18 protein-coding genes are annotated in these 23,912 nt (G+C 72.8%); 8 read left to right on the forward strand and 10 right to left on the reverse strand.

The features are described 5' to 3' along the window. Positions 1 to 44 precede the first annotated feature (44 nt). Genes ACH34Q_RS13200 through ACH34Q_RS13210 form a run of 3 tightly spaced genes read right to left on the reverse strand, consistent with a single transcriptional unit; the run spans position 45 to position 3,066 of the window. Positions 45 to 926, reverse strand: coding sequence for a hypothetical protein (locus tag ACH34Q_RS13200; protein WP_395983151.1), 882 nt, complete (start codon positions 924 to 926; stop codon positions 45 to 47). Next, complete coding sequence (locus ACH34Q_RS13205) at positions 923 to 1,531, reverse strand: serine/threonine-protein kinase (protein WP_395983152.1); 609 nt, start codon at positions 1,529 to 1,531, stop codon at positions 923 to 925. The genes ACH34Q_RS13200 and ACH34Q_RS13205 overlap by 4 nt, the downstream gene beginning before the upstream one ends. Next, on the reverse strand, positions 1,528 to 3,066 hold the full coding sequence (locus ACH34Q_RS13210) for a serine/threonine-protein kinase (RefSeq protein WP_395983153.1): 1,539 nt from the start codon (positions 3,064 to 3,066) through the stop codon (positions 1,528 to 1,530). Before ACH34Q_RS13210 ends, ACH34Q_RS13205 begins: the two co-directional genes overlap by 4 nt. Positions 3,067 to 3,176: 110 nt before the next feature. On the opposite strand from ACH34Q_RS13210, the gene ACH34Q_RS13215 reads away from it, so the two are divergent. After that, positions 3,177 to 3,710 carry a hypothetical protein gene (locus ACH34Q_RS13215; RefSeq protein ID WP_395983154.1) on the forward strand — a complete coding sequence of 178 codons (534 nt, stop codon included), beginning with the start codon at positions 3,177 to 3,179 and terminating at the stop codon, positions 3,708 to 3,710. 22 nt (positions 3,711 to 3,732) lie between these two features. Here ACH34Q_RS13215 and ACH34Q_RS13220 read toward each other — a convergent pair whose 3' ends face one another. From ACH34Q_RS13220 to ACH34Q_RS13235, 4 genes are all read right to left on the reverse strand, one after another. Next, positions 3,733 to 4,623 (reverse strand): serine hydrolase, encoded by an 891-nt coding sequence (locus ACH34Q_RS13220; RefSeq protein ID WP_395983155.1) that lies wholly within the window; start codon positions 4,621 to 4,623, stop codon positions 3,733 to 3,735. Continuing rightward, entirely contained in the window at positions 4,620 to 5,576 is a 957-nt protein-coding gene (locus ACH34Q_RS13225) for a LysR family transcriptional regulator (protein ID WP_395983156.1), read from the reverse strand. Before ACH34Q_RS13225 ends, ACH34Q_RS13220 begins: the two co-directional genes overlap by 4 nt. A 40-nt stretch (positions 5,577 to 5,616) precedes the next feature. Beyond that, positions 5,617 to 6,828, reverse strand: a complete 1,212-nt coding sequence (locus ACH34Q_RS13230) for an MFS transporter (RefSeq protein ID WP_395983157.1) — start codon at positions 6,826 to 6,828, stop codon at positions 5,617 to 5,619. A 250-nt stretch (positions 6,829 to 7,078) separates the two neighbouring features. Next, positions 7,079 to 9,997: a BTAD domain-containing putative transcriptional regulator gene (locus ACH34Q_RS13235; RefSeq protein ID WP_395983158.1), complete on the reverse strand. Its 2,919-nt coding sequence runs from the start codon at positions 9,995 to 9,997 to the stop codon at positions 7,079 to 7,081. Positions 9,998 to 10,108: 111 nt separating this feature from the next. Between ACH34Q_RS13235 and ACH34Q_RS13240 the strand changes: the two genes are divergently transcribed. Continuing rightward, entirely contained in the window at positions 10,109 to 13,171 is a 3,063-nt protein-coding gene (locus ACH34Q_RS13240) for a BTAD domain-containing putative transcriptional regulator (RefSeq protein WP_395983159.1), read from the forward strand. 41 nt (positions 13,172 to 13,212) lie between these two features. Here the strand turns inward: ACH34Q_RS13240 and ACH34Q_RS13245 are convergent, their stop codons facing one another. Then, on the reverse strand, positions 13,213 to 14,253 hold the full coding sequence (locus ACH34Q_RS13245) for a LacI family DNA-binding transcriptional regulator (protein ID WP_395983160.1): 1,041 nt from the start codon (positions 14,251 to 14,253) through the stop codon (positions 13,213 to 13,215). A gap of 235 nt (positions 14,254 to 14,488) precedes the next feature. On the opposite strand from ACH34Q_RS13245, the gene ACH34Q_RS13250 reads away from it, so the two are divergent. The 3 genes from ACH34Q_RS13250 to ACH34Q_RS13260 all read left to right on the forward strand — a co-directional run bounded on the left by ACH34Q_RS13250 (position 14,489) and on the right by ACH34Q_RS13260 (position 16,987). Further along, entirely contained in the window at positions 14,489 to 15,694 is a 1,206-nt protein-coding gene (locus tag ACH34Q_RS13250) for an MFS transporter (protein WP_395983161.1), read from the forward strand. Between the two features lie 53 nt (positions 15,695 to 15,747). Continuing rightward, positions 15,748 to 16,263: a hypothetical protein gene (locus tag ACH34Q_RS13255; RefSeq protein ID WP_395983162.1), complete on the forward strand. Its 516-nt coding sequence runs from the start codon at positions 15,748 to 15,750 to the stop codon at positions 16,261 to 16,263. Between the two features lie 79 nt (positions 16,264 to 16,342). Further along, the gene (locus ACH34Q_RS13260) at positions 16,343 to 16,987 is read left to right on the forward strand and encodes a DUF305 domain-containing protein (RefSeq protein WP_395983163.1); all 645 of its coding nucleotides are present in this window, start codon (positions 16,343 to 16,345) and stop codon (positions 16,985 to 16,987) included. Between the two features lie 75 nt (positions 16,988 to 17,062). Here the strand turns inward: ACH34Q_RS13260 and ACH34Q_RS13265 are convergent, their stop codons facing one another. Continuing rightward, positions 17,063 to 18,637, reverse strand: coding sequence for a dolichyl-phosphate-mannose--protein mannosyltransferase (locus tag ACH34Q_RS13265; protein WP_395983164.1), 1,575 nt, complete (start codon positions 18,635 to 18,637; stop codon positions 17,063 to 17,065). Between the two features lie 148 nt (positions 18,638 to 18,785). Between ACH34Q_RS13265 and rsmI the strand changes: the two genes are divergently transcribed. Then, entirely contained in the window at positions 18,786 to 19,661 is an 876-nt protein-coding gene (rsmI, locus tag ACH34Q_RS13270; RefSeq protein ID WP_395983165.1) for a 16S rRNA (cytidine(1402)-2'-O)-methyltransferase, read from the forward strand. 97 nt (positions 19,662 to 19,758) lie between these two features. Next, positions 19,759 to 20,121: a hypothetical protein gene (locus tag ACH34Q_RS13275; protein WP_395983166.1), complete on the forward strand. Its 363-nt coding sequence runs from the start codon at positions 19,759 to 19,761 to the stop codon at positions 20,119 to 20,121. Positions 20,122 to 20,146: 25 nt separating this feature from the next. Here ACH34Q_RS13275 and ACH34Q_RS13280 read toward each other — a convergent pair whose 3' ends face one another. Continuing rightward, on the reverse strand, positions 20,147 to 21,727 hold the full coding sequence (locus ACH34Q_RS13280; protein WP_395983167.1) for a phospholipid carrier-dependent glycosyltransferase: 1,581 nt from the start codon (positions 21,725 to 21,727) through the stop codon (positions 20,147 to 20,149). A 498-nt stretch (positions 21,728 to 22,225) separates the two neighbouring features. Between ACH34Q_RS13280 and ACH34Q_RS13285 the strand changes: the two genes are divergently transcribed. After that, positions 22,226 to 23,866 carry a glycosyltransferase gene (locus ACH34Q_RS13285; RefSeq protein ID WP_395983168.1) on the forward strand — a complete coding sequence of 547 codons (1,641 nt, stop codon included), beginning with the start codon at positions 22,226 to 22,228 and terminating at the stop codon, positions 23,864 to 23,866. Positions 23,867 to 23,912 lie beyond the last annotated feature (46 nt).

Consider the following 23,912-nt stretch of genomic DNA (forward strand, 5'->3'; position numbering starts at 1 on the left):
GTACGCGCGGCAGCAGGCGTCCCCGGAAGCGGGCGGTACGGCGGTCATCGGCCGGCCTCGAGTGATCTCTCGACCCAGCGGGCGGCCTTGAGGGCCTTCTGGGGCGAAGCGGAATCGTCGTCCTGGTAGTTGATCTCGGCGGTGAGGTTGTCGACCCGGAACACCAGCTTCGAGTCGGAGTCGGTGTCGTAGGCGAAGGCCGCGTCGCCGAGATCCGGTACGTCGGTGGGGTCGACCGCGTTGTTGCGGTCCTGGATGAAGGCCTGGTCGGCGGCCTTCGCCTCCGGCACGATCCGGAGCGTGACGGCCAGCCGGTCGTCGTGGGAGCCGGGTGCGAGGGGGCCGGTCATCCAGGTACAGGACTTGCTCCGCCTGGTGGCGTCGTTCGAGGTGGAGAAGGAGGGGACGAGCTGGGACGCCTGCTCGGCGGTGATGAGGCCGCAGGGAGAGGGAATCGCCGCGAAGCGGGCGGGCGGGGTCGCGGCGGCGGTGGCGGACGGCTGCCGCTTGGCCGCAGCCGTGGTGTCAGATGAAGCGGTGCCAGAAGAGCCTTGGGACGCGATCGCGATCGCGATGGCCATGACGGCGACCAGGACGACGGTTCCGGACAGGGCGGCGGCGATTCCCCATGCCCGGTGGCTCTTTCGGGGCTTGACGGCCGGGACGGTGGGCTGCCCCAAAGGGCCGGGAGGCGCGCCCTGGGGGAGCGGCAGCGCGGGCAATGTCGGTTCGCCCGCGGCGAAGGAACGCAGGGCGCTCTCTACCTGGTCGGTGCTCAGGCGTGCGGCGGGGTCCTTGATGAGCATGGCCAGGATGAGCGGGCCGAGGGGACCGGACGCCTGGGGGCGCGCGGGCTCTTCCGTCAGTACGGCACTGAGGGTGCCCATGACGCTGGTACGGGCGAACGGGGTGCGCCCCTCGATCAAAGCGTAGAGCGTCGCACCCAAGGACCACAGGGGTCGGACGAGGGGCCGCTGGGCTCGTACCGGACCCGTTCCGGCGCCATGAACGCGGGCGACCCGACCAGGTGCCCTTCCTGGGTGAGCGGCGTCTCGCCCTCCAGGGAGGCGAGCCCGAAGTCGGTGAGAACGGCGCGGCCGTCGTCCCTGAGGAAGATGTTGGCGGGCTTGACGTCGCGGTGCAGGACCCCTTGGGCATGGGCGACGCGGAGGGCTCCGAGGATGTCGAGGCCGATGCGGGCCACCCGGTCGGGTGGCATCGGTGGCTCCTTCTCCAGGGAACGGCCCGGGAGCAGGTCCATGACGATGCACGGGCGGCCCTCGTCCAGGACGACGTCGTGCACGGTCACGATGGACTTGTGCCTGAGGAGGGCGGCCGCGCGCGCTTCGCGCATGGCTCGCTGGGCGGCCTGGTCGCGCTGCTCCGGGCTGAGACGTTGGGTGAGGAGCAGTTCCTTGACCGCGACATCGCGTCCGAGCGTTTCGTCGCGCGCGCGCCAGACGATCCCCATGGCCCCTTGGCCGAGCTTCTGCACGAGGCGATAGCGGCCATTGAGTACGCGGTCCGTCATCGGCGGCCTGCAATGCTCTGCGCGATCCAGCGGGACGCTTGGAACGCCTTTTCAGGTGACTCGGCGCCGCGTGCGTAGACGTACTCGACCTCCAGCACGAAGTTCTTGGCCCGGAGGACGACCTGGGTCTTGTCCATGGCCATCGACGTGCCGGTCGTCGTGTACGAGAAGGCCTCGTCCCCGATCCCGGGCGCGGTACGGGCGGGAGTCCCCGTGGCCTTGACGTGCCTGACGCCGATCTCCGTCCAGCCCCAGACGGTCAGCTTCGACCCCTGGGCCCGCGAGTTCCGTACGCTCACGAACTCGTTGTGCGCCTCGGTGGGGGATTCGGGGGGCGGCGACCCCGCGCGGCGTCCGATGTCGGTGATCATGAGCCCGTGCTTGGGGGCGGTCCAGAAGCAGGTCCTGCCCTCCTCCCTTCCCCGTTCGGGCGTTCCCTTGGGAAAGAGCCGGCTGATCTGCTCGGGCGTGAGCAGCGTGCACAGATCGAGGGCCGCCGGGTCCGCCGAGGGGGACGATGAGGGCGGGGCCGACACCACTTCGGGCTTGGGAGGCGGCGATGATGCCGCGGGCTCGTCGTCCCCGGAGAGAGCGACGGCCACCACGGTGCCGGTGGCGAGGGCGAAGATCGCCGCAGCCGCCGCGACAGGGATCCACACGCGGGAACGGCGCCGGCGCGGGGGCGGAGTGGGTATCGGGTCGCGCAGCCCTGAGGGCCTTCCGGACGCGACGTTCTGCAGGACGTCCCGTACGGCATCAGGAGTCAGCCGCGCAGACGGATCCTTCTGCAGGAGATACCACAGCAAGGGGGCCAGGGATCCTGCCTGGCGCGGTGGTGCGGGATCCTCCGTTAGGACGGCCCCAAGCGAAGCCATGTGGTTGTCGCGTTCGAATGGAGCGCGGCCTTCCACGGCCATGTAGAGGGTGGCGGCCAAAGACCACAGGTCCGATTCAGGACCCGCCGGCTGCTCGCGTAGGCGTTCGGGAGCGGCATAACCCGGAGACCCGACAAAGGCACCGGTCCGGGTAAGAGAAGGGTCGCTTTCAACGCTGGCGATTCCGAAGTCGGTGAGGATGACGCGATTGCCGTCCTCGGCCAGCAGCACGTTGCTCGGCTTCACGTCGCGGTGGACGATCCCCTTGGCGTGCGCCGCCCGCAACGCGTCCAGGACCTGCAGGCCGATGCCCGCGACCATCGCGGGCGGGCGCGGTCCGTGCCGCCGGACGAGCTGCTCCAGCGAGGTGCCGCGGATCAGCTCCATGACTATCCACGGGCGGTCGTCCTCGATCACGACGTCATGGACGGTGATGACCGAGGGATGGTCGATCAGGCCGGCGGAGCGGGCCTCGCGGCGCGCGCGCTCGGTGGCGACCCGGCGTTCCTCCGCAGTGAGCTCCTGCGGGTACACGACCTCCTTGACCGCCACGTCCCGCCGGAGCGTCTCGTCCATGGCGGACCAGACCGTGCCCATACCGCCGCTGCCGAGCCGTTCGAGCAGGCGGTACCGGCCTGCGAGCAGCAACTGTTCGGGCATGTGAGCGTTCCTCCTCCGGCGCGCCCACACGGTCTCCGGCGCGCCCACACGATACCGACCGATCATGCTCGGTCCGGCATCATGGACAACATGAGCAACGGTGTCCCCTCGTGAACGCCCCCCTCGTGAACGGCCCCGTGCAGGCCCTCGCCGACCGGCTGATGGCGATCGACTGGTCCGTCGAGTGGCCGGACGGCCCCGACCGCACCCGCTCCCGGCTGGCGCTGATGAGAGAGTTCTTCCGCCGCTCGGACTGGTGGGCCCACCACGCGGGCGCGGCCAGGGTTCCGTTCTTCGACGTGGCCGGGCGACTCGGTACCGGAGTGGCCGCCGATCCCGACCTGGTACGCCGCGTACAGCAGAAGATGGATCTCTCCTCTTTGCAGCCGGCCGCGCGGATGTGCAAGGCGGCCCTCGACTTCGCCGCCCTGAAAGAGCAGGACGTGGAGTTGCCCAGGCTTCCGGATCCGTACGAACCGCTCGTCTATTTCTTCGAGCGCGGCGGGGCGTTCTACCGCGACTGCAGCGGCGCCTTCATCGAGATCGGCGGCGCGGCCATCCCGTATCGCGCGGCCAAGGCGAAACTGGTGTCCGAGCCCTACGCGCCTTTGGACCATGCGCTTCTGGACGAGCTGGACGCTTGACTCCCTATATGTCCAACTCTCTTTATGCCTGACTCCCCTTGCGGAGGGCTTCAACGGCCATCCGGGCGGTCGTGCCGATAACGGCGTCGACTTCCGGCATGACGGCGTTCGTACTGTGCGAGCGGGTGAATACGGCGACGGCGTAACGGCCCCCGTCCGGATACTCGACCACACCGACCTCGTTCCGGATCGTGGGGAGCGTGCCGGTCTTGCCGCCCACCCGTACGTCCTCGTACGGGAACCCGGAGGAGAGCCGGTGCGGCCACACCTGGAGGCCGAAGAGCCGCCGCATCTGGGCGCACGCCTCGGCCGGGGCCGCCTCGTCCCGCCAGATGAACGACAGGAGCCGCGCCATCTCCCGCGGCGTGCTGTGGTTGGTGTGGGCGGGATCGAGTACGCGCAGCCCCGCGAGCAGTCCGGGCTCGTCCAGGTGCGCCCACAGCTCCCCGAGGTCGCCGACGCCGGCGTCGCTCAGCAGGGCGTCGTGCAGCTCGCGGCCGTTGGAGACGACGTGGGTCCGGTGCAGGCCCAGCTCGTCCAGGGCGGTGTTGATCGCGTCCTGTCCCACCCGGGCGAACAGGACGTCGGCGGCGGCGTTGTCGCTGACCGTGATCATCAGGCAGGACAGGTCGCGCAGCGACATCCGCACCTCGTCCAGCAGCGCCGAGATCCCGGTGGGACCGCTGGTACGGCCGCCGGCGGGCACCGTGACCTGCTCGGTGGGCTCCAGCGCGCCCGCCTCGGCCTGCCGGTGGAAGGCCACCAGCAGCGGCACCTTGAACACCGACGCGAGCACCACGGGGGCGTCGCCGCGGACGGCGATCTCCCGGCCGGTGTCGACGTCCGCCGCGTACAGGTACCCGGTGACGCCCACGTTCCGGAAGGCGGCCTCGATCCGCGACTCGGCGCTCATGCGAGGAACCCCGAGGCGGGCCGGGGGACGACCCGGCGCGCCGGCCGTTCGATCGCGGTCATCCCGGCCTCGCGCCGCAGCACCGCCGTGGCGACGGCGGTGAACTCCGCGATGGCGGGGTCGTCCCGCCGCCAGGCACAGGACGTGCGCAGGGTCAGCGGCTCCCCGGCGAGTGGCCGCCAGACGACCCCGGCCGTCTCCGCCGTACGGGGCGTCAGCGCGACGGCCGACCCGGCGAGGACCAGGCCGAGCGCGAACTGCGGGTTGCCGGCCGCATGGACGGCGGGCGGGTCGTAGCCGTGCCGCCGGCAGGTGACGAGCAGTTCGTCGTACGCGCCGGGGGCCTCGTCCCTAGGAAAGACCACCAGGTCCCGTCCGGTGAGATCGGCGAGATGCACCTCGTCCGCATCGGCGGCCGCTGCACTGGCAGCCTCCGGCTCCGGCAGCAGGACGCCCACCGGCTGGCCTAGCAAGGGGCCCAGGACGAGATCGCGCGTGTCGCACGGATGCCGCAGCACCCCGACGTCCAGGACGCCGTCGGCCAGCGCTCGTACCTGGTCGCCGGTGGGGAGTTCCCGCAGGTCGAGCCGTAGTTCGGGGCTCCGCTCGCGGAACGCGGCGATGATCGCGGCGACGACGTCCCCGCCCAGGCCCGAGGGCAGGCCGGCCCGCAGCGCCCCGGCGTCACCGGCCCGTGCCCGGTCGGCCAGCGAGTAGATCCGGTCGGCGCGGGCCAGGAACTCGCGGGCCTCCTCCAGCAGCAGCCGGCCGGGCGCGGTGAGCTCCACCCGGCGGCTCGACCGGTCGAACAGCCGTACGCCCAGTTCCCTCTCCAACCGCTGGATCCGCTGGCTGAGCGGCGGCTGCGCCATGCCCAGGCGCTCGGCGGCATGACCGAAGTGCAGTTCTTCGGCCACGACCACGAAGCACCGCAGGTGCCCCACCAGGTTCACGAGCGTGGATCATAGCAATCCGCATATGGTTCACCGCCGGTCACGGTCCCCGGGTGCCGGCGGCGGCCACGAGCGCGCACGCGCCGATGCCGATCAGGGCGGCGGCCATGCCGGCCGGTCCCTGGTCGAAGAGCCTTCCGACGACCAGGCCGCCCACGCAGGCGAAGATGCCGGAGAGGAAGGACAGGACGCCGTAGTACGAGCCGAACCGGTCCGGCGGGGCGTGCCGGGCGGTGCGCTGGAAGATGGACGGCTGGACCAGCCCGTTGGAGATGCCGTTGAGCACGGCCGCGACCATCAGCACGCCGGTCTCGTCACCGTCGAGTGGGGCGAGCAGGACGTAGGTGGCCGCCGCGCACAGGAGTCCGAAACGCAGCACCCAGGGGCGTTCGCCCCGGTGGGCGGCGGCGACCCAGGGCTGGGCGGACGCGGCGAGGGCGGCCAGGACGCAGAAGCACAGGGTCGCCGTGCTCGCGCTGAAGCCCTGGAGCGGCACGACGGTCATCATGTGGTTGGCGAGGAGCGTCGTCGGCGCGGTCATCAGCGCGAACAGCACGAACGTGCGGTCGCGCAGGACGGCCCGTACACCCAGGACGATGTCGCGCGGGCGCGGCGGCGCGGTCTTCTTCTCGCGGCGGGGCAGCAGCAGGAAGAGCGCGACGGCGATCATCCAGGTCGAGGCGGCCACGCCCGCGAGCAGGATGAAGCCCGGCCCCAAGGCCAGGAGCGCGAGCCCCACGGGAGGGCCGGCGACCGCCGCGATGTGCTGGGTCGCGATGTACGCGGCGAAGCCGCGGGAGCGCCGGTCGGGATGCACGCCGGCCAGCAGGGTGTGGGCGGCGGGATGGAAGAGCGCGCCGCCCGCGCCGAGGACGACGGCCGCGCACAGGAGCGCGGCCGTGCCGTCGGCGGTCCCGAGCAGCACGAAGCCCACCGCGCGCAGGGCGCAGGCGATCGCGCCCGTACGGGTCGCGCCGAGCAGGTCGGTGACGGCTCCGACCGGCAGGAGCAGGGCGTACTGCACGCCGAGCCGTACCCCGAGGACCAGCCCGATGGTGCCGGCCATCAGGCCCACGTCGTCCCGGAGATGCGCGACCACGTGCGCCATCACGGCGAAGAAGCCGAGCGAGGCGGCGAGCTGGATCGCGATCAGCATCGCGACGACCCGCCGGTCGTCGGCGTCCGCGGCCGGGTCGGGCGGAGCGGGCGGTACGGGCGGGGCAGCGGCTGGAGCGGGAGCGGCGGCGGGCATGGAGAGAGCAGACCAGAGGTATCTCAGAACGGTCCAATATGGAAAGGGGGCGGAAAACGATAGCCGAATCGGTATCGGGCGAGGTCACCAGGCTGGCTCGGCCACCGCGCGAGCGCGTTACCTGGCCGGTGAGGCAAAGCCGGAGGCGAGCCTCACCGGCCAGATCGCGAAGCGATGTCGCGCTCGCACAAGGCACGGTCACGGTGCGAGCCGCCAGGCGAGCCCCGTGGGCCGGGACTTTGAAACACGGCTAGGTCACCAGGGTGCGGAGCTCGTCCGCGTCGGGGACGTGGATGAGCTCGAAGAGCCGCAGCGCCTGCTGCCGGAGCGCGCGGGCCTGGCCCGGATCGGAGCCGTCCAGGGTGCCGGCCAGGACGCGGAGGGCCTGGCCCTGACCCCAGGCGTGGCCGGTCTCCTGGAGCACGCGGAGGGCTTCGCGCGCGGACCGGGCCGCCCCGGGCAGATCGTCCAGGCGGAGCCGCGCCTCGGCGATGCGGAAGATCGCCAGGCCCTCCCACTGGCGGTTGCGGCGCATCCGGAACGTCTCCGCCGCCTCCTGCTGGCAGCTCACCGCCTCCGCCGTGCGGCCGAGGCCGTCCAGGACGATGCCGAGCTGGTAGAGCCCGTAGCCCGCACGGTGCGGGCCGCCCAGCTCGCGGTGCAGGGACAGGCCCCGCTCGGCGGCCACGAGCGCCTCGTCCGCGCGGCCGAGGGCGAGCAGCGAACGGGACAGGGCGCTGAGCGTGCTGGCCTCCCCGTACCGGTCGCCGAGCTTGCGGAACGCGTCCAGCGCCTCGATGTGGCGGCGCAGCGACTCCTCCCGGCGGCCCTTCATGAACGCGCAGCGGCCGAGCAGGCCGAGCGCGTCGGCGGCCAGCCACACGTCCGCGGTCTCCCGGCCACGGCGCAGCGCGACCTCGCACACGGCGGCGGTGTCGTCCATCCGGTCGGCGTAGTAGTAGATCAGGCCCAGATGCGCGTGGGCGCGGCCCTCGCTGCGCGGGTCGCGGTGCTCCCAGGCGGCGTCGATGACGGCGTACGCGGCGCGCTCGCACTCCTTGGCGTGCACGCCGGAGTTGACCAGGGTGTCGGTCAGCAGCAGCAGATCCGCGGCCAGCGGGAGGAGATCGCGCGTGTGGACGGCCTGGGCGATCGTGGCGAACAGTCCCGGTGCCTCGACGAAGAACCAGTCGCGGGCGGCGTCCGGGCCATCGAACGCCTGGCCCGGGACGGCGGCGGGGAGCAGCGCGTTGCGGGCGCGGCCGTCCGCCGGGTTGATGAGCAGGTGCGCGGTACGGGCGGTGGCCAGGTGGAAGTGGAACAGCCGGTGCAGGGCGGTGGCGCGTTCCTCTGGAGCCTCGTCGCTGTCGGCGTGCTGGCGCGCGTACAGCTTCAGCAGGTCGTGGTAGCGGTACCGGCCGGCGGTCGGGGAACGCAGCATGCTCACGTCGACCAGCGACTCGCACAGCTCTTCGGTGTCGAGTACGGGCAGGCCGAGCAGGGCCGCGGCGGCGTCACGGGAGATCGTCGGGCCCTCGGCGAGGGCGAGCAGCCGGAACGCCCGCCTCTGCGCCGTGCCCAGCTGGTTGTAGCCGAGCCGGAAGGCCGCCTCGACGGCCAGGTCGGCGACCCGCAGCTCGGCCAGCCTGCGGCGGCGGTCGGCCAGCCGCGCCACCAGGGAGGCCACCGTCCAGGACGGGCGGGCGGCGAGCCGGGCGGCGACGATCCGTACCGCCAGCGGCAGGTGCCCGCAGGCGGCCAGCAGCGCGCCGGTGGCGGCGGGCTCGGCGGCCAGCCGGTCCGCGCCGACGATCCGGCCGGCGAGCGCCAGTGCCTCGGCCGGCTCCATCACGTCCAGGTCGAGCAGCCGCGCGGCGTCCAGGCCGCCCAGCTTGGACCGGCTGGTGATCAGTACGGCACAGGACGGCGAGCCGGGCAGCAGCGGCCTGACCTGCCGGGCGTCGCGGGCGTCGTCGAGCAGGACCAGGACGCGGCGGCCGGCGAGCCGGGTCCGGTAGAGGGCGGCGCGCTCGTCCACGCCCGCCGGGATCGCGTCCCGCTCCACCCCGAGGGCCTGCAGGAACGCGCCGAGCACCGGATGCGGGTCGGCGGGGTCGCAGCCGGCGCCGTGCAGGTCGATGTAGAGCTGGCCGTCGGGGAACTCCGCCCTGATCCGGTGCGCCAGGTGCAGCGCGAGGGCCGTCTTGCCCACGCCGCCCGCTCCGGAGACCGCCACCAGCGCGACGGCGCGGCGCGGCCCGGCGAGCAGGGCCGTCCGCAGGTCGTCGACCATCCTGGCGCGGCCGGTGAAGTCGGGGACGTCCCCCGGCAGCTGTGCCGGTGCGTGCGCGAGCTGGGCCTGCGCGTGCGCGGGCGGCCGCGCCGGCGCCGGCTCCGGTACGTCGGTCAGCAGCCGCTGGTGCAGATCCGACAGGTCCTGGCCGGGCTCGATGCCCAGGTCCTCGATGAGGGTCCGGCGCGTCTCGGCGTACACGGCCAAGGCCTCGGCATGGCGGCCCGCCCGGTGCAGGGCGAGCATCAGCAGGCCGTGCAGGCGCTCGCGCAGCGGGTGCTCGGCGACCAGAGCGGTGAGTTCGGAGATGATCCCGGCGTGCGCGCCCAGTTCGAGATCGAGTTCGAGGCGTGCCTCGACGGCGGCCAGCCTGCGTTCGAGGAGCCGGATCCGGTGCGCCCGCGCGTACGGTCCCGGCACGCCGGCCAGCGGCTCGCCGTGCCAGCGGGCGAGCGCGGAACGCAGCAGCTCGCGGGCCTCGGCCGTACGGCCCTGGGAACGGGCCTGGTCGGCGGCGGCGACGTCGCGTTCGAAGGCCGTGGCGTCCAGGGACCCGGCCGCGAGGCGCAGTGCGTAGCCGTCGCCGACCGACACCAGGACCCGGTACGGGGCGTCCTGCCCGGGTTCCAGCAGGCGGCGCAGCCGGGAGGCGTAGGTGCGCAGCGCGCCGACCGCGCGGCGGGGCGGCTCCTCACCCCAGACGGCGTTGACCAGCTCCTGCGCGGTGGCCGGACGCCCCTCCCTGAGCAGCAGCGCGGCCAGCAGCGCGCGCTGCTGGGGCGGCCCCGGGGACAGCTCTTCGCCGTCGCGCCAGACCCGTGGGGGACCGAGGACGGCGAACGAGAGGGGTACCGGGGACACCGGAGACACTTCCATTGCAAAGCACCATATGCGGCAATATAAACGGCGGTGCGGGGGGTGGTGGCGTGCGGACCGATCGAAGATCGTTAACTCTGGTGTCAGACCTGGATGAGAGACTCTGCTGCTGTGACGACTCCCGCACTGCGCTTCACCGTGCTCGGGCCCGTGCGCGCGTGGCGGGGCACCGGAGAGCCGGCGCTCGGCGGGCCGCAGCAGCGGGCCATGCTCGCCGTGCTGCTGCTCAGCGGCGGGCGGTCCCTGTCGGTCGACGGCCTGGTGGACGCGCTCTGGGGAGACGATCCGCCTGCCCGTGCCGTGGGAACGGTGCGCACGTACGCCTCCAGATTGCGCCGGGCCCTTGAGAACGATCGGGCCCACCCCGAGGTCCTGGTCTCGACCGGCAAAGGCTACGCCCTCCGTACCGCCCCGGGCATGCTGGACGCCGAAGTCTTCGAGACCCTCGCGGCCGAGGCCGAGCGGGCGCGCGGGCGGGGCGATCCGGCCCGCGCCCGGGAGCTGTTCGGCCGCGCGCTCGACCTCTGGGACGGTGCCCCGCTGCCCGGACTGCCCGGTCCGTACGTGCAGGCGGCGCGGGTCCGGCTGGCCGAGCGGCGGCTGGCGGTCCTGCAGGCGCGGATCGAGGCCGATCTCGAGCTGGGCCGGCATGCCGGGATCGTCGGCGAGGTGGCCGCGCTGAGCCGCGAGCACCCGCTGCGCGAGCCGCTGTGCGGGCTGCTGATGATCGCGCTGTACCGCTGCGGGCGGCAGGCCGAGGCCCTGCGGGCGTACGAGTCCGCGCGCCGGACGCTGGCCGCCGAGCTGGGCGTCGACCCCGGGCCCGAGCTGCGCGAGCTGCACGGCCGGCTGCTGCGCAACGACCCGTCGCTGGCGGCGCCGCCCGCCACCGCGAACGGTGGCGGAGGCAACGGAAACGGAGGCAGCGGAAACGGAGGCAGCGGAAACGGAGGCAGCGGAAACGGAGGCAACACGGAACGGCCCGCCTCGCTGCCCGCCGACCTGGCCGACTTCACCGGACGGGCCGCGCTGGTCGAGCGGATGACCGGCTGGCTGGCCCAGGAGGGGCGCCGGGCCCCGGTGGTCGTCGCGGTGTCCGGGGTCGGCGGCGTCGGCAAGACGGCGCTGGCCGTGCACGTTGCCCACGCCGTACGCGACGCCCATCCCGACGGGCAGCTCTACGTCGATCTCCTGGGCACGGGCGACCGCCCGCTGAAGCCCGCCGTGGTGCTGGGCGAGTTCCTGCGTGCGCTCGGCGAGCCCGGCCCGTCCGTGCCCGAAGGCGAGCACGAGCGGTCGGCGCTGTTCCGGTCGTTGCTCGCCGACCGGCGCGTGCTGATCCTGCTCGACAACGCGCGCGACGCCGACCAGATCCGCTCGCTGCTGCCCGGAACGAAGGGCTGCACGGTCCTGGTGACCGCGCGGGCCCGGCCCGCCGGGCTGCACGGCGTCCGGGCGGTCGATCTCGACGTGCTCGATCCGGTCGAGGCGATCACGCTGTTCACCGGGATCGTGGGCGCGCGGGCGGCCGCCGAGCGGCGGGCCGTGGTCGACACGGTCGCGCTGTGCGGCTTCCTCCCGCTGGCGGTACGGATCGCCGCCGCCCGGCTGGCGGCCCGGCCCGGCTGGTCGATCCGGTCGCTGGCCGCCCGGCTGTCGGACCGGCATCGCCGGCTGGCCGAGCTGCGGATCGGCGATCTCGCGGTCGAAGCCACGTTCCGGCTGGGATACGACCAGCTCGACACGGCCACCGCCCGGGCGTTCCGGCTGCTGGCCGTACCCGAGATCCCCGGCCTGTCGCCTGCGGCCGCCGCCGCGCTGCTCGGTACCTCCCGCACCGAGGCCGAACGCGTCCTGGAGTCCCTCGTCGACCTCGGGCTGCTCGACTCGCCCTCGCCCGAGCGCTACCGGATCCATGACCTGCTGTGGCTGTTCGCCCGCGCGCTGCCCGAGCCTCCCGGCGAGGAAGGCGAGCGCCACGCCGCGCTGCGCCGCCTCCTGCGGTTCGCGCTGGCCACGCAGCGGGAGGTGCTCCGGCTGGTCAGGCCAGGCACTCCGGTCCCCGACGACACGGGGTTCGATGACGCGGTCCCAGACGACACGGGGCTCGATAACACGGGGCTGGATAACACGGGCGGCCTGGAGTTCAGCAGTACGAACGACGCGCGCGCCTGGACGTCCCGCAAGCTCCCGGAGTTGCTGGCCGTGATCAGGCAGGTCGCCGAGGACACCGCGTCGGACCACCGCACGCTCGTCCAGGCGGCCGATCTCCTCCTCAGCCTGGACCCGCTGCTGGAGGACACCTTCCGCTGGGACGAGGCGGCCCCGGCGGCGCGCGCCGTACTGGACGAGGCGTCCGCGCGCGGCGACGCCAAGGTCGAGGCGCGGGCCCGCCTGGAGCTGGGGCGCCTGCTCACGCACACGAGCCGGCTTCCCGAGGCCCGCGCGCAGGGCGAGCGGACGGTCGAGCTCTGCGGCGAGATCGGCGACCGCCGCCTGCTCGTTCCGGCCCTGGACCTGCTGTCCCACATCGCGTTCTACGAGGGCGGCCACCGCGAGGCCATCGGCCACATCGAACGGGCCCTTGAGCTGGGCCGGGAGTTCGCCGACGGCGCGGGCGAGGCCGAGCGGACGGGCAACCTCGCCTACGCCTACGTGGAGGTCGGCGAGGCGGCCAAGGCCGTACCCGCCGCCGAGCGGAGCCGTGACCTGGCCCGGGAGTCCGGGCACGGCGCAGGGGAGGCGTACGCGCTCTACACGCTGGGGATCGCGCTGCGCGAGCTCGGGCGCCTGGACGAGGCCGTGGCGCGGTTCGACGACGCGCTCGCGATCTGCTGGTCGCAGGGCCTGCGGGCGCGCGAGTCGTACGTCCTGCTGCGGATCGCCGAGACCCGGCTGCGGCTCGGCCGCCCGCGCGAGGCCCGCCCGAGCGCCGAGAAATCGCTGTCGGTCGGCCGCGAGATCGGCGACCAGTACCAGCAGGGCCGGGCGCTCACGGTCCTCGGCCGGATCCGCTCCGCGCTCGGCGATCCCTCCGGGGCACGGCGCTGCTGGGAGGAGGCCCTGGAGCTGTTCGGCGGGCTGGACGTCGCCGAGACCGCCGGCCTGCGCCGCCTCCTGGACGGCACCACGGCCGGCCAGGAGGACCCGGACGGGCTGACAACGGCCGGCTGAGAACGGCCCCCTGACCAGGCCCTAAGTCCGGTGACCAGGTCCTAAGTCCGTGGCGGCGCCGTCGAGGGCGGCGCGGTCGATGCCCGTACGACCAGTTCGACGGGCAGCGGGCGCGTCTCGGGCCGGCCGCCCTCCAGCAGGTCCAGCAGCGCGCTCATGCCCTGCTCGCCGAGCTCCCGCGCCGGCAGCCGTACCGTGGTCAGCTCCGGCTCGATCGCCACCGCGACCTGGACGTCGTCGAACCCGGTCACCGAGAGATCGCCCGGCACGTCCAGCCCGCGCGCCCGCGCCGCCTTGTAGGCACCCGCCGCCATCAGGTCGTCGTCGCAGATCAGCGCCGTGGGCGGGACGGGCCGGTCGAGCAGCCGCCCGGCCGCCTCCTTCGCCGAGGTCACGTCGATCGACCCGGCCGCGCGGTCGAGCACGCCGCCGGGCAGGGCCGCGACCGCGTCGGCGACGGCCTCGCCGCGCGCCTGGAACGTCCACTCGTCCAGGTCCACCGCGACATGGCCGAAGCGCCGGTGGCCGAGCGCGGCGAGATGGGCGACGACGGCCCGCATGCCGTCCTCGACCGCGAAATCGACCGTGGGCGCGGCGGCCGCCGGGCCGCTGTCGAGCATCACCACGGGCGTGCCCCCGAACCCGCTCAGCGCCTGCTGCGTCATGGACGAGGCGATGATCCCGTCGATCGCCTCGTGCGGGACCGCGAACGGGCTGCCCGCCGGGTTGCCCGCCGGTCCGGCCGGCCTGGCGTCGTCGGGCGGGTAGACGACGATCCCGAACCCGTGCCGCGCCGCGACCCGTGCCGCGCCAATGTAGACCGAGCCGAAGAAGGGCGCGGTGAGGGTCGGGACCACCAGCAGGACGGTCCGGGTCGTACCGAGGCGCAGGTTGCGGGCGGCGGCGTTGGGCCGGTAGCCGAGCCGGTCCGCCGTCTCCTGGACGGCCCGCGCCGTCGCGGGGGAGACCCGCCCGTGCCATTTGCCGCCCAGCACCAGCGAGACGGTGGACTGCGAGACACCCGCGTCCTGAGCCACGTCCCTGCTGGTAGGGCGCCCGTTCCGGGCTCTGGGGTCGCTCACCGCGGTACCTCCTCGCGCCGGACGGGACGAGAACAGGGTAGAACCGCACGGCCCTGAGGTGGTACGTATGACGGGCCAAGTAATACGTATGACCCAAGCCGATGCCCCAAGCCGATGCCCCAAGCCGATGCCCCAAGTCCGCATGCCCCAAGTCCGCATGACCCAATCCGGATGACCCCGGCCATCGGCCGGCACCGATCCGGCACGATCCGGCATGGAGCCGGCACGGAGAACGATGCGCGCCTATCTCGACTTCCTGCGGGTGACCTACGCCGCCCGCCTGCTCGGCGGCACCCTGCTCGGCCGGCTGCCCAACGGCATGGCCATGTTCGCGATCGTGCTGCACATCCGTGCCGAGGGCGGCGGCTACGCCCTCGCGGGCACGCTCGGCGCCGTGTTCGGCCTGGCCATGGCCGCTGGCCAGCCGATCCTCGGCCGCACCATGGACCGGTACGGCCAGCCTCGCGTGCTGCTCCCCGCCGCCTGGCTGTCGGCCGCCGGATTCGGGCTGATCGCGCTCAACGGCGGCGGGCCACTTCCCGTGACGGTCGGCGCGGTGATCCTGGCCGGCTTCGCCACCCCGCCGCTGGAGGCCGGGCTGCGCGCGCTGTGGAACCGGGTGCTGCCCGGACCGGCCCAGATCAAGACCGCCTACGCGCTGGACGCCGCCGCCCAGGAGATCCTCTTCACCGTCGGCCCGCTGTTCGTGGTCGCCGCCGCCGTCGTCAACACCGAGGTCGCCCTGCTGCTCACCGGCGCGCTCGGCGTCGCCGGAACCCTGGTGATCACCACCTCGCCGCCGTCCCGTACCTGGAAGGGCGAGCCCCGCGCGGCCGACTGGGCGGGCCCGCTCCGCTCGTCCGGCCTGCGCGTCCTGCTGCTCGGCCTCGCCTGCGCGGGCATCGCGCTCGGCGTGTACGCGGTCGCCGCCACCGCCTACGCCGAACGCGCCCACGACGACCTCGCCCACGGCATCCTGCTCGCGGCCATGTCCGGCGGCGCCCTGGCCGGCGGCCTGGTCTACGGGGCGCGCTCCTGGCCCGGCGACGACCACCAGCGCTTCCCCTGGCTGATGGCCGCGCTCGCCGTCGGCTACCTGCCCCTCGTCTGGGCGCCGGGCCTGCCGGTCATGAGCGTGCTGGCCTTCGTCAGCGGCCTGTTCCTGGCACCCATGCTGGCCTGCAGCTTCACGCTGGTGGACGAGCTGGCCCCGGCCGGCACCGTGACCGAGGCGTTCGCCTGGGTCGTCGCCGCCGTCGGCGTGGGCGGCGCCGTCGGCTCCGCCGCCGCCGGCCTCGGCCAGGAACTCGCCGGCGTCCCAGGTGCCTTCGCCGCCGCCGCAATCGGCGGCCTCCTGGCCCTAGCCACCTGCCTAGCAGGCACCCGCCTCCTCACCCCTCCGGTTGACTCGTGGCGTGTTCCCCCAAACCCCCCCCCGTAAAGGGCGAACACGCCACGAGTCAACGACGAGTGAGCGCGCACTAGGGTGGGGCCGTGAGCCGGCGAGAGAAGGCGCAGAGCGCGTGGCTGGCCCTTATGGGGCTCGGCCTGCTCGCCGGCATGTTCATGATGCACGGCGTCACGGCCACGCCTTCCCCCGTGCACAGCTCCACCCCGGTCATCCAGTCCGCCCCGGTCCTCCAGCCGTTCAGTACGAGCGGCACGCATGGCGCACCCAGCACATCCAGCACAGGCGGCGCCCACGGCGTTCCTAGCGCGAATGGTGCGTACGGCACGCTCGGCGCACCCGACAGGCAGGGCATGCACGAAGCGCCTGCGGGGGCGCAGTGGGGCGATCCGGGGCATTCGGGCGTACATGAGAACGGGTGCGCGGCGGCCGGCTCGGTCTGTCTTGCCCTGCTCGCGGGGCTGGTGCTCGCTCTCGTACGAGGGAGGGCACTGAACGTCCTGCTGGCGCGCCTGACCTCGGTCTCGGGGCCGCTCTCGTTCCTGGCGAGACCCCCGCCCCGGCCGCCCAGCATCTATCGGCTCTCCGTGTTGCGGCTGTAGAAGGCATCCCCCGGACCGGTGCCACGCACCGGTTCCTCCGGCATGCCCTGATACGACCCACGACACAGGAGACGACGAAGTGAAGACGACGCTACTGGCCCTCGGCACGGCCGCGTTCATGCTGGCGGGAACGGCGGCATGCGGCGGCGACGAGGGCGGGACCGGGCAGGCGTCCCCGTCCGCCACGGCCACCGCGACGAGCAGCGCCACGGCGAGCCACAACGAGCAGGACGTGATGTTCGCCCAGATGATGATCCCGCACCACCGGCAGGCGGTGCAGATGTCGGAGATCGTCGCGGACAAGTCCGGCAACGCCGAGGTCAAGAGGCTCGCCCGGCAGATCGAGCAGGCCCAGGCGCCCGAGATCGAGACGATGACCGGCTGGCTGAAGCGGTGGGGCGCCACCGTCCCGCCCGAGGGCGGCGGCGCGCCGAGCGGCGGTCACGGCGGTCACGGCGACGGCGGCCAGGACGGTGCAGGCCAGGACGGTGCCGGAATGCCGGGGATGATGACCCCCGAGCAGATGGGCGAGCTCAAGAAGGCCACCGGCGCCGGACTGGACCGGATGTTCCTCACCATGATGATCGAGCACCACGAGGGCGCGGTCGCCATGGCCGAGGACGAGCAGGCCAAGGGCGCCGACCCGGAGGCGAAGAAGCTCGCCGGGACGATCATCAAGACCCAGCAGGACGAGATCGCGAAGATGCGCGCCCTGCTCAAGTAGAGAACGTGCTCAAGTAGAGAACGTGCTCACGTAGAGAACCTGCTCAAGCAGGGAGAAGGGTCCTGGGGGCGCGGATCAGATCCAGCTGCTGAACCAGATCCGGGCATGCCAGTCGTCGTACGGCATGACCTTGGCGGACAGGATCGGGTAGAAGTACGCGAAGTTCGCCAGCACCACCAGGACGAAGGCGCCCGCCGCCGCGGCCCCGGCCACCCGCCGGGGCCCGGCCGGCGGGTCCGATCTGGCCGGGCCGATGAGATAGCCGAGCACCAGGACGATCGCCAGCACCATGAACGGCAGCATCGGGGTGGCGTAGAACAGGAACATCGTGCGGTCGGAGAGCGCCGACGGGAACCAGCTCACCCAGCCCGCCACGAAGCCCAGCAGGATCGCGCCCGCGCGCCAGTCGCGCAGCACCAGCCAGAGCACCACGGACACGACCAGGGCGATCAGTCCGCCCCACCACAGCGCCGGGGTACCGATGCCGAGGATCTCGCGCGAGCAGCGCTCGGCGGGGCACATGTCGCCCTTGGGCTCGGTGTAGAAGAACGCCACCGGCCGGCGCAGGATCGGCCAGTCCCACGGCCATGACTGGTACGGATGCTCCGAATCCAGCCCGGTATGGAAGTTGAGCATCTCCGCGTGGTAATTCCACAGCGGGGGCAGCGCCTCGAAGAGCCGCGCCGGGACGAATCCGGCGACGTCGCCGCGCCCCCAGCCGCCCGGCCGGAAGATCCAGCCCGACCAGGTGAGGATGTAGGTGATCGCGCCCACGATGACCAGCTGCGCGAACGCCGGCGCCGCGTCCAGCAGCAGCGTTCCGGCGGCCGGGCGGCGTACCCCGGCGGCCCGGCGCGCCCCGTAGTCCCAGAACACGACCATGAGACCGAAGGCCGCCACGTAGAAGAGGCCGGTCCACTTGGTCGCGACCGCCATCCCCAGGCAGACGCCGGCGGCGATGCGCCAGCCGTGCGGGACGAACGGCCCGAACGGTGAGCCGTCGCCGTCCTCGATCTTGCCCGCCAGCAGCCGGCGGGACCGGTCCCGGTCGGCCACCAGGCAGGCGAACCCGGCCAGGATCCAGAACATCACGAAGATGTCCAGCAGCGCCGCGCGGCTGGTGACGAACTGCAGGCCGTCCAGCGCCAGCAGCAGCCCGGCCGCGCAGCCCAGCAGGGTGGAACCGGTCATCCGGCGGGCCACCCGGCACAGGATCAGCACCGACAGCGTGCCGCACAGCGCCGCCGTGAACCGCCAGCCGAACGGTGTCGCGCCGAACAGGAACTCGCCGATGGCGATCATCCACTTGCCGGCCGGCGGATGCGCCACGAACGACGGCCCGGCGGCCCAGATGTTCGCGTCCGGGTTCGCGATCAGGAGCTTGTCGGCGTCCTTGACGGTGTTGTGCTCCCAGCCGAACTTCAGCAGCGCCAGCGCGTCCTTGGCGTAGTAGGTCTCGTCGAAGACCACCGCCTTGGGCACGCCCAGCCGGTCGAACCGCAGGAACCCGGCGAAGAGCGTCACCAGCAGCGGCCCCAGCCAGCTCAGCGCCGCGCTCCCCGGGACGCGCGGCGCGAGCCGGTCGCGCAGCGAGGGTGCGGCGGGCGGCCCCGCGGTGGCCGGTGCCGGCGCGTAATCCGTCATCGCCATTCCGACATCGTACGGGCGCTTCCGGCACGTGTCGGGCCGGAGCCGGGATGCGCCGGAGCCGCCCGGGAGCGGCGCGCGAGCCGTCCCGGAGCCGCGCCGGAGCCGGTACCGGGCCGGAGGAGGGGCGGCGACCGGCCAGAATGGAGGGGTGACGGGGAACGCGGCGGGCACGGGCGACGGCGGCGCGACGACGGGCAGGCTGCTGCTGGCGGCGGCACCGATCGGACGGCCGGAGGACGCCTCGGCACGGCTCCGAGCGGCGCTGGCGGGGGCGGACATCATCGCGGCCGAGGACACCCGGCGGCTGCGCCGGCTGGCCGCCGACCTGGACGTCGCGATCAGCGCCCGGGTCGTCTCGTACTACGACCAGAACGAGCGGGCGCGGGCCGCGGAGCTGCTCGGTGAGCTGCTGGCCGGACGGGACGTGCTGGTGATCACCGACGCCGGGCTGCCGGGCGTGTCGGATCCCGGCTACCGGCTGGTCCGGGCCGCGGTGGACGAGGACGTGCCGGTGACCGCGCTGCCGGGCCCGTCCGCCGTCACGACCGCGCTCGTGGTGTCCGGGCTGCCCACCGACCGGTTCTGCTTCGAGGGGTTCCCGCCGCGCAAGGCGGGCGAGCGGGCCCGGCGGCTGGCCTCGCTGGCCGCCGAGCCGCGCACGATGGTGTTCTTCGAGTCGCCGCGCAGGCTGGACGACACGCTCGCGGCGATGGTGGAGGCGTTCGGTACGGACCGTCCCGCCGCCGTGTGCCGGGAGCTGACCAAGACCTACGAGGAGATCCGCCGGGGCCCGCTGGGCGAGCTGGCCGCCTGGGCGGAGGACGGCGTGCGGGGCGAGATCACGATCGTGGTCGGCGGCGCGCCCGAGCCCGAGGGGCTGTCGGAGCCGGCCGATCTCGCCGCCGCCGTCGCCGTACGGGAGTCGGCGGGCACGCCCCGCAAGGAGGCCATCGTCGAGGTGGCCAAGGAGAACGGCGTTCCCAAGCGGCTGGTGTACGACGCCGTGGTCGCCGCCCGCAAGTAACGGGAAGCGCACGTAACCGGGAAGCGCTAATCAGGAAAAATCACCCGGCCGGGAGGGGCCGTACGGCGCTCGCGGGGGGATACTGGTAATCGGCAGCGTGCGCGGGCAGGCGACGCGTCCGGGCGCGAAGTGGCTGGTCACCAAGGGGGTGGGGGCCATGCACGAAGCATGGTCGAGCCACGAGACCTGGGTCTACGAATGCCAGTGCTGCTCGACGACCTGGGCCGAGCGATTCGAGATCCGGCACAGCCCGGACGGGCACGGCGGCGACGCGGTGGTGTTCCGGCGGGACGGGCAGCGGTGCATGTCACCCTGGGTCGACCACGTCTGCCCCAACTGCGAGAGCCAGAACGTCAGGGCCTCCCTGGCGCCCTGGGGCTGGCACGCGCCGGTGGTGCCGGCGCCGCGGCCCGACGATCTCGAGCTGGTGTTCCGGCTCCGGCGCCTGCACGCCTACTGAGCCACCGCGAGGCCCGCGTACGGGCTCAGTTGGCGGCGGGCTCGGGGACCTTGTCCTCCACGGGCTCGGCCGGCGGTTCGGTCGGGGTGCCCGTGGCGCCCTTGCGGCGGCGCAGCAGTTCGGCGAGCCGCCGCGGCGGCCCGGTCATCCGGCCGCGTGCCTCGGGCGAGAACGCCATGCCCGCGGCCAGGCAGGCCAGCGGGATGGCGGGCAGCACGTACCGGTAGTCGAACTCGGCGGTCGCGGCCGGAGCGAGCAGCAGTCCGGTGCCCAGCGACCACGGCAGGAACGCCATGCCGCCCAGCCGCCGCCACATCGCCCCCATCCCCGCCAGGCCGATCAGCAGCAGCACTCCGACGCCCGTGCCGCGCATGTAGAAGTGGTCCTGATAGAACCGCATGATCCCGGCGAACGGCTCCACGACCCGGGTGCGGGCCTGCCCCTGCTCGTACGCCATGGCCTCGTCGGCGGCGGTGTTGTCGTTGTCCATCCGCCAGTTGGGCAGCTTGCTGGAGGTCTCGCCGAACTCGTACTGGTTGTAGGTGGCCTTGTCGGGGAAGACCGTCCGCTCCCACCGGAAGACCCGCAGGAAGTCGTACCCGATCACCTTCAGGTAGTCGCCGGGCTGGGACATGATGGCGCGCTTGGCGAAGGTGTTGGCCAGCTCGTTCTTCTCGGGACTGAACCGCTCGCCGGGGTAGCGCCCCAGCGGGGACGCCGCGTTCCAGATGCCGTCCTGCGAGTTGGGCAGCCGGGTCCCCACCTCGGTGCAGAGCGGGATCTCCTCCACCGGCGGGTTCATCTGGTGGCAGTCGGCGAACTTGTAGACCCGGGCGTAGAAGAAGATCCCGTTGCTCTCGGTGATCGTGAACTTGTCGTTCTCGGCCTTGTACCAGCCCGCGTACGCGACCACCGGCAGCGCGCAGGCGGCCAGCGTGACCGCCATCATCCGCCAGCCGGTCCGCCGGATCAGCATGTAGATCATGACGCCGATCAGCACCGGCATCCCGACCGAGCGGGTCAGCCAGGCCACCCCGATGATCAGGCCGAGCGCGGCGGCGATCTTCCAGGTGGGGCGGTCGTGCCAGAGCAGCACGGTGACCGCGCACACCACCAGGAAGGTGAACATGGTGTCGGACAGGATCAGGTGCTCGAGCTGGATCTGGTACGCGTCCAGCAGGAACGGGACGGTGGCCAGCGACGCGCCCCACCGGGGCAGCCGGAACCTGCGCCGCAGCAGCGCGTAGACCATGACGCCCATCGCCAGGCCCATCAGGTGCTGGACCCCCACCACCAGGGCGAAGCTGTGGAACGGCTTGAGGATGATCAGCAGGAACGAGTAGCCGTCGGGCCGCAGCGGGTGCGGGTACGGCTTCATCGCGACGTGCAGGTAGTCGAAGCTGTCGTTGAAGAACATCGCCGGCTGGTAGCCGAGCATCGTGATCGCCCGCAGCATCGCGGCCGTGGCGAGGATCACAGCGAAAAGCGGGTTCCGACGGGTCAGCGCCCACAGCCGGACGGTCCGGTCGCGCAGCCGACCGACCGGATCGTCGGTGGCCTCCCGGGCCGCCCGCTCGGCGGCGTCGCGGGTGGCCCGGGGCGGCACGGGCGACGGCGGCGGTACGGACCCGGCGCGCGGTGCGGGCCGCCCCTTCCTTGCTGAGACCGCCCTTACCGAAACGGCCGCCCTTCGGCGTGTCGCCGGGATCCGGGGGCTCCGGGTCGAGGATCTCGGGGGCTTTTCCCCGGTCCAGGCCGGCGCTCGGCCGCTCGGAAGGGTGCTGCGCATCCCCGTTCCGACCAGCGCCGTGCTCTCCGGCCCCCAGCTCGGTGGCACTGCGTTCTCCGGCGCGCGTCAAAGCCGACCCAACCTTTCCGGGCCGCCATGCCCGTATGCTTGTCCGTCTAGCCTGCCGCCTACGGCCCTGACCGAGCGGGTCTTCAGGTTGCAAGTACGCAACACGATACGGACGCTCTTGACGAGAGCGGTGCGCATCGCTTGCTCCGGGCAGGCATCATGAACAACGGCCGGCCGCCCGGCGGAACATGACGAGATTAGTGGAAAATACCGCAGACGGTCACCAGGGGTAACGAAGGAGATCGCGTGGAACTCTCCGTAGTGATGCCGTGTCTGAACGAGGCCGAAACGGTCGAGACCTGCGTCCGTAAGACGATCGGCTTCTTCAAGGACAGCGGCATCGACGGCGAGGTCGTCATCGCCGACAACGGCAGTACCGACGGCAGCCAGCAGCTGGCCCGCGACGCGGGCGCCCGGGTGGTGCCCGTCGTCGAGAAGGGGTACGGCAACGCGCTGATGGGCGGCATCCGCGCCGCCCGCGGGCGTTATGTCGCGATGGGCGACGCCGACGACTCCTATGACTTCGCCACGCTCGGCCCGTTCCTGGACGAGCTGCGCGACGGCGCCGACCTGGTGATGGGCAACCGGTTCCAGGGCGGCATCGCCGAGGGCGCCATGCCCAAGCTGCACCGCTACCTGGGCAACCCGGTGCTGAGCTTCGTCGGCCGGCTGTTCTTCGGCAGCAAGATCGGCGACTTCCACTGCGGGCTGCGCGCCTTCAACAAGGAGTCGATCACGCGGCTCGGGCTGCAGACCGGCGGGATGGAGTTCGCCAGCGAGATGGTGGTCAAGGCCACTCTCGCCAAGTACGACATCCGCGAGGTCCCGACCACGCTCTCCCCGGACGGCCGGACGCGCGCGCCGCATCTCAACACCTGGCGGGACGGCTGGCGTCATCTGCGCTTCCTCCTCCTCTACAGCCCGCGCTGGCTGTTCCTGATCCCGGGCCTCGTCTTCATGACGCTCGGACTGGTCGCCGGGATCGCGCTGTCGTTCGGTCCGGTACGGGTCGGGGAGATCGCCTTCGACGTCGACACGCTGGTCGGCGCGGGCGCCGCGATGGTGATCGGCTTCCAGTCGGCGCTGTTCGCCCTGCTCACCAAGGTCTATGCGATGCAGGAGGGATTCCTGCCGCATGATCGGAGGGTACAGAAGATCATTGATTGGTGGAGCCTGGAACGCGGTCTCGTGCTCGGCGGGCTGCTCGCCGTCGCCGGTCTGGCCGGTCTGGCCGCCTCCCTCTTCCACTGGCGGGTCAACAACTTCGGTGAGCTGGACCCGCGCGAGTCGCTGCGCATCGTCGTCCCGTCCGCCACCGCGCTGGTGATGAGCCTGCAGGCCGTGTTCGCCTCGCTGTTCGCCAGCATCCTGAGCATCCGCCGGAGGCAGCACCCCCCGGCCGTTGACCCGGCCGACGAGGCCGCGGGCGTGGTCGACGCCGCCGTGCACCAGGTCGCCGTCGAGACCGCCGCCGCAGAGGCCGCCGAGGCCGAGCGGGCCGCGAAGTCCGAGTCCGCGAAGTCCGAGACCGCTGAGGCCGAGACCGAGCCGACCGGGACCGAGCAGCCCGAGCGCGAGCCGGAGCCCGCGAGCGCCTCCGCGAAGACCGCCGCAGGCACCACCAAGCCCGCCAAGGCCCAGGCCGCCAAGACTCAGGCCGCCAAGGCCCCTGCCAAGGCCAAGCCCGCGGGGGCTCAGCCCGCCAAGACCCCTGCCAAGCCTCGGCCTGCCGCCAAGGCTCCCGCCAAGCCTCGGTCCACCAAGGCGCCTGCCAAGGCTCAGCCCGCGAAGGCCCCCACCAAGGCCCGGCCCACCAAGGCTCAGCCCACCGACGCTCAGCCCACCAAGGCTCAGCCCGCCGATCCCGCCAAGGACGAGTCCGAGTAGACCGGCGCAGCCCGGCGCTCCCTTCCGATGGCGGGACGCGACCGTG

The organism is Actinomadura sp. 9N407 (assembly GCF_044326315.1).
GTDB lineage: Bacteria > Actinomycetota > Actinomycetes > Streptosporangiales > Streptosporangiaceae > Spirillospora.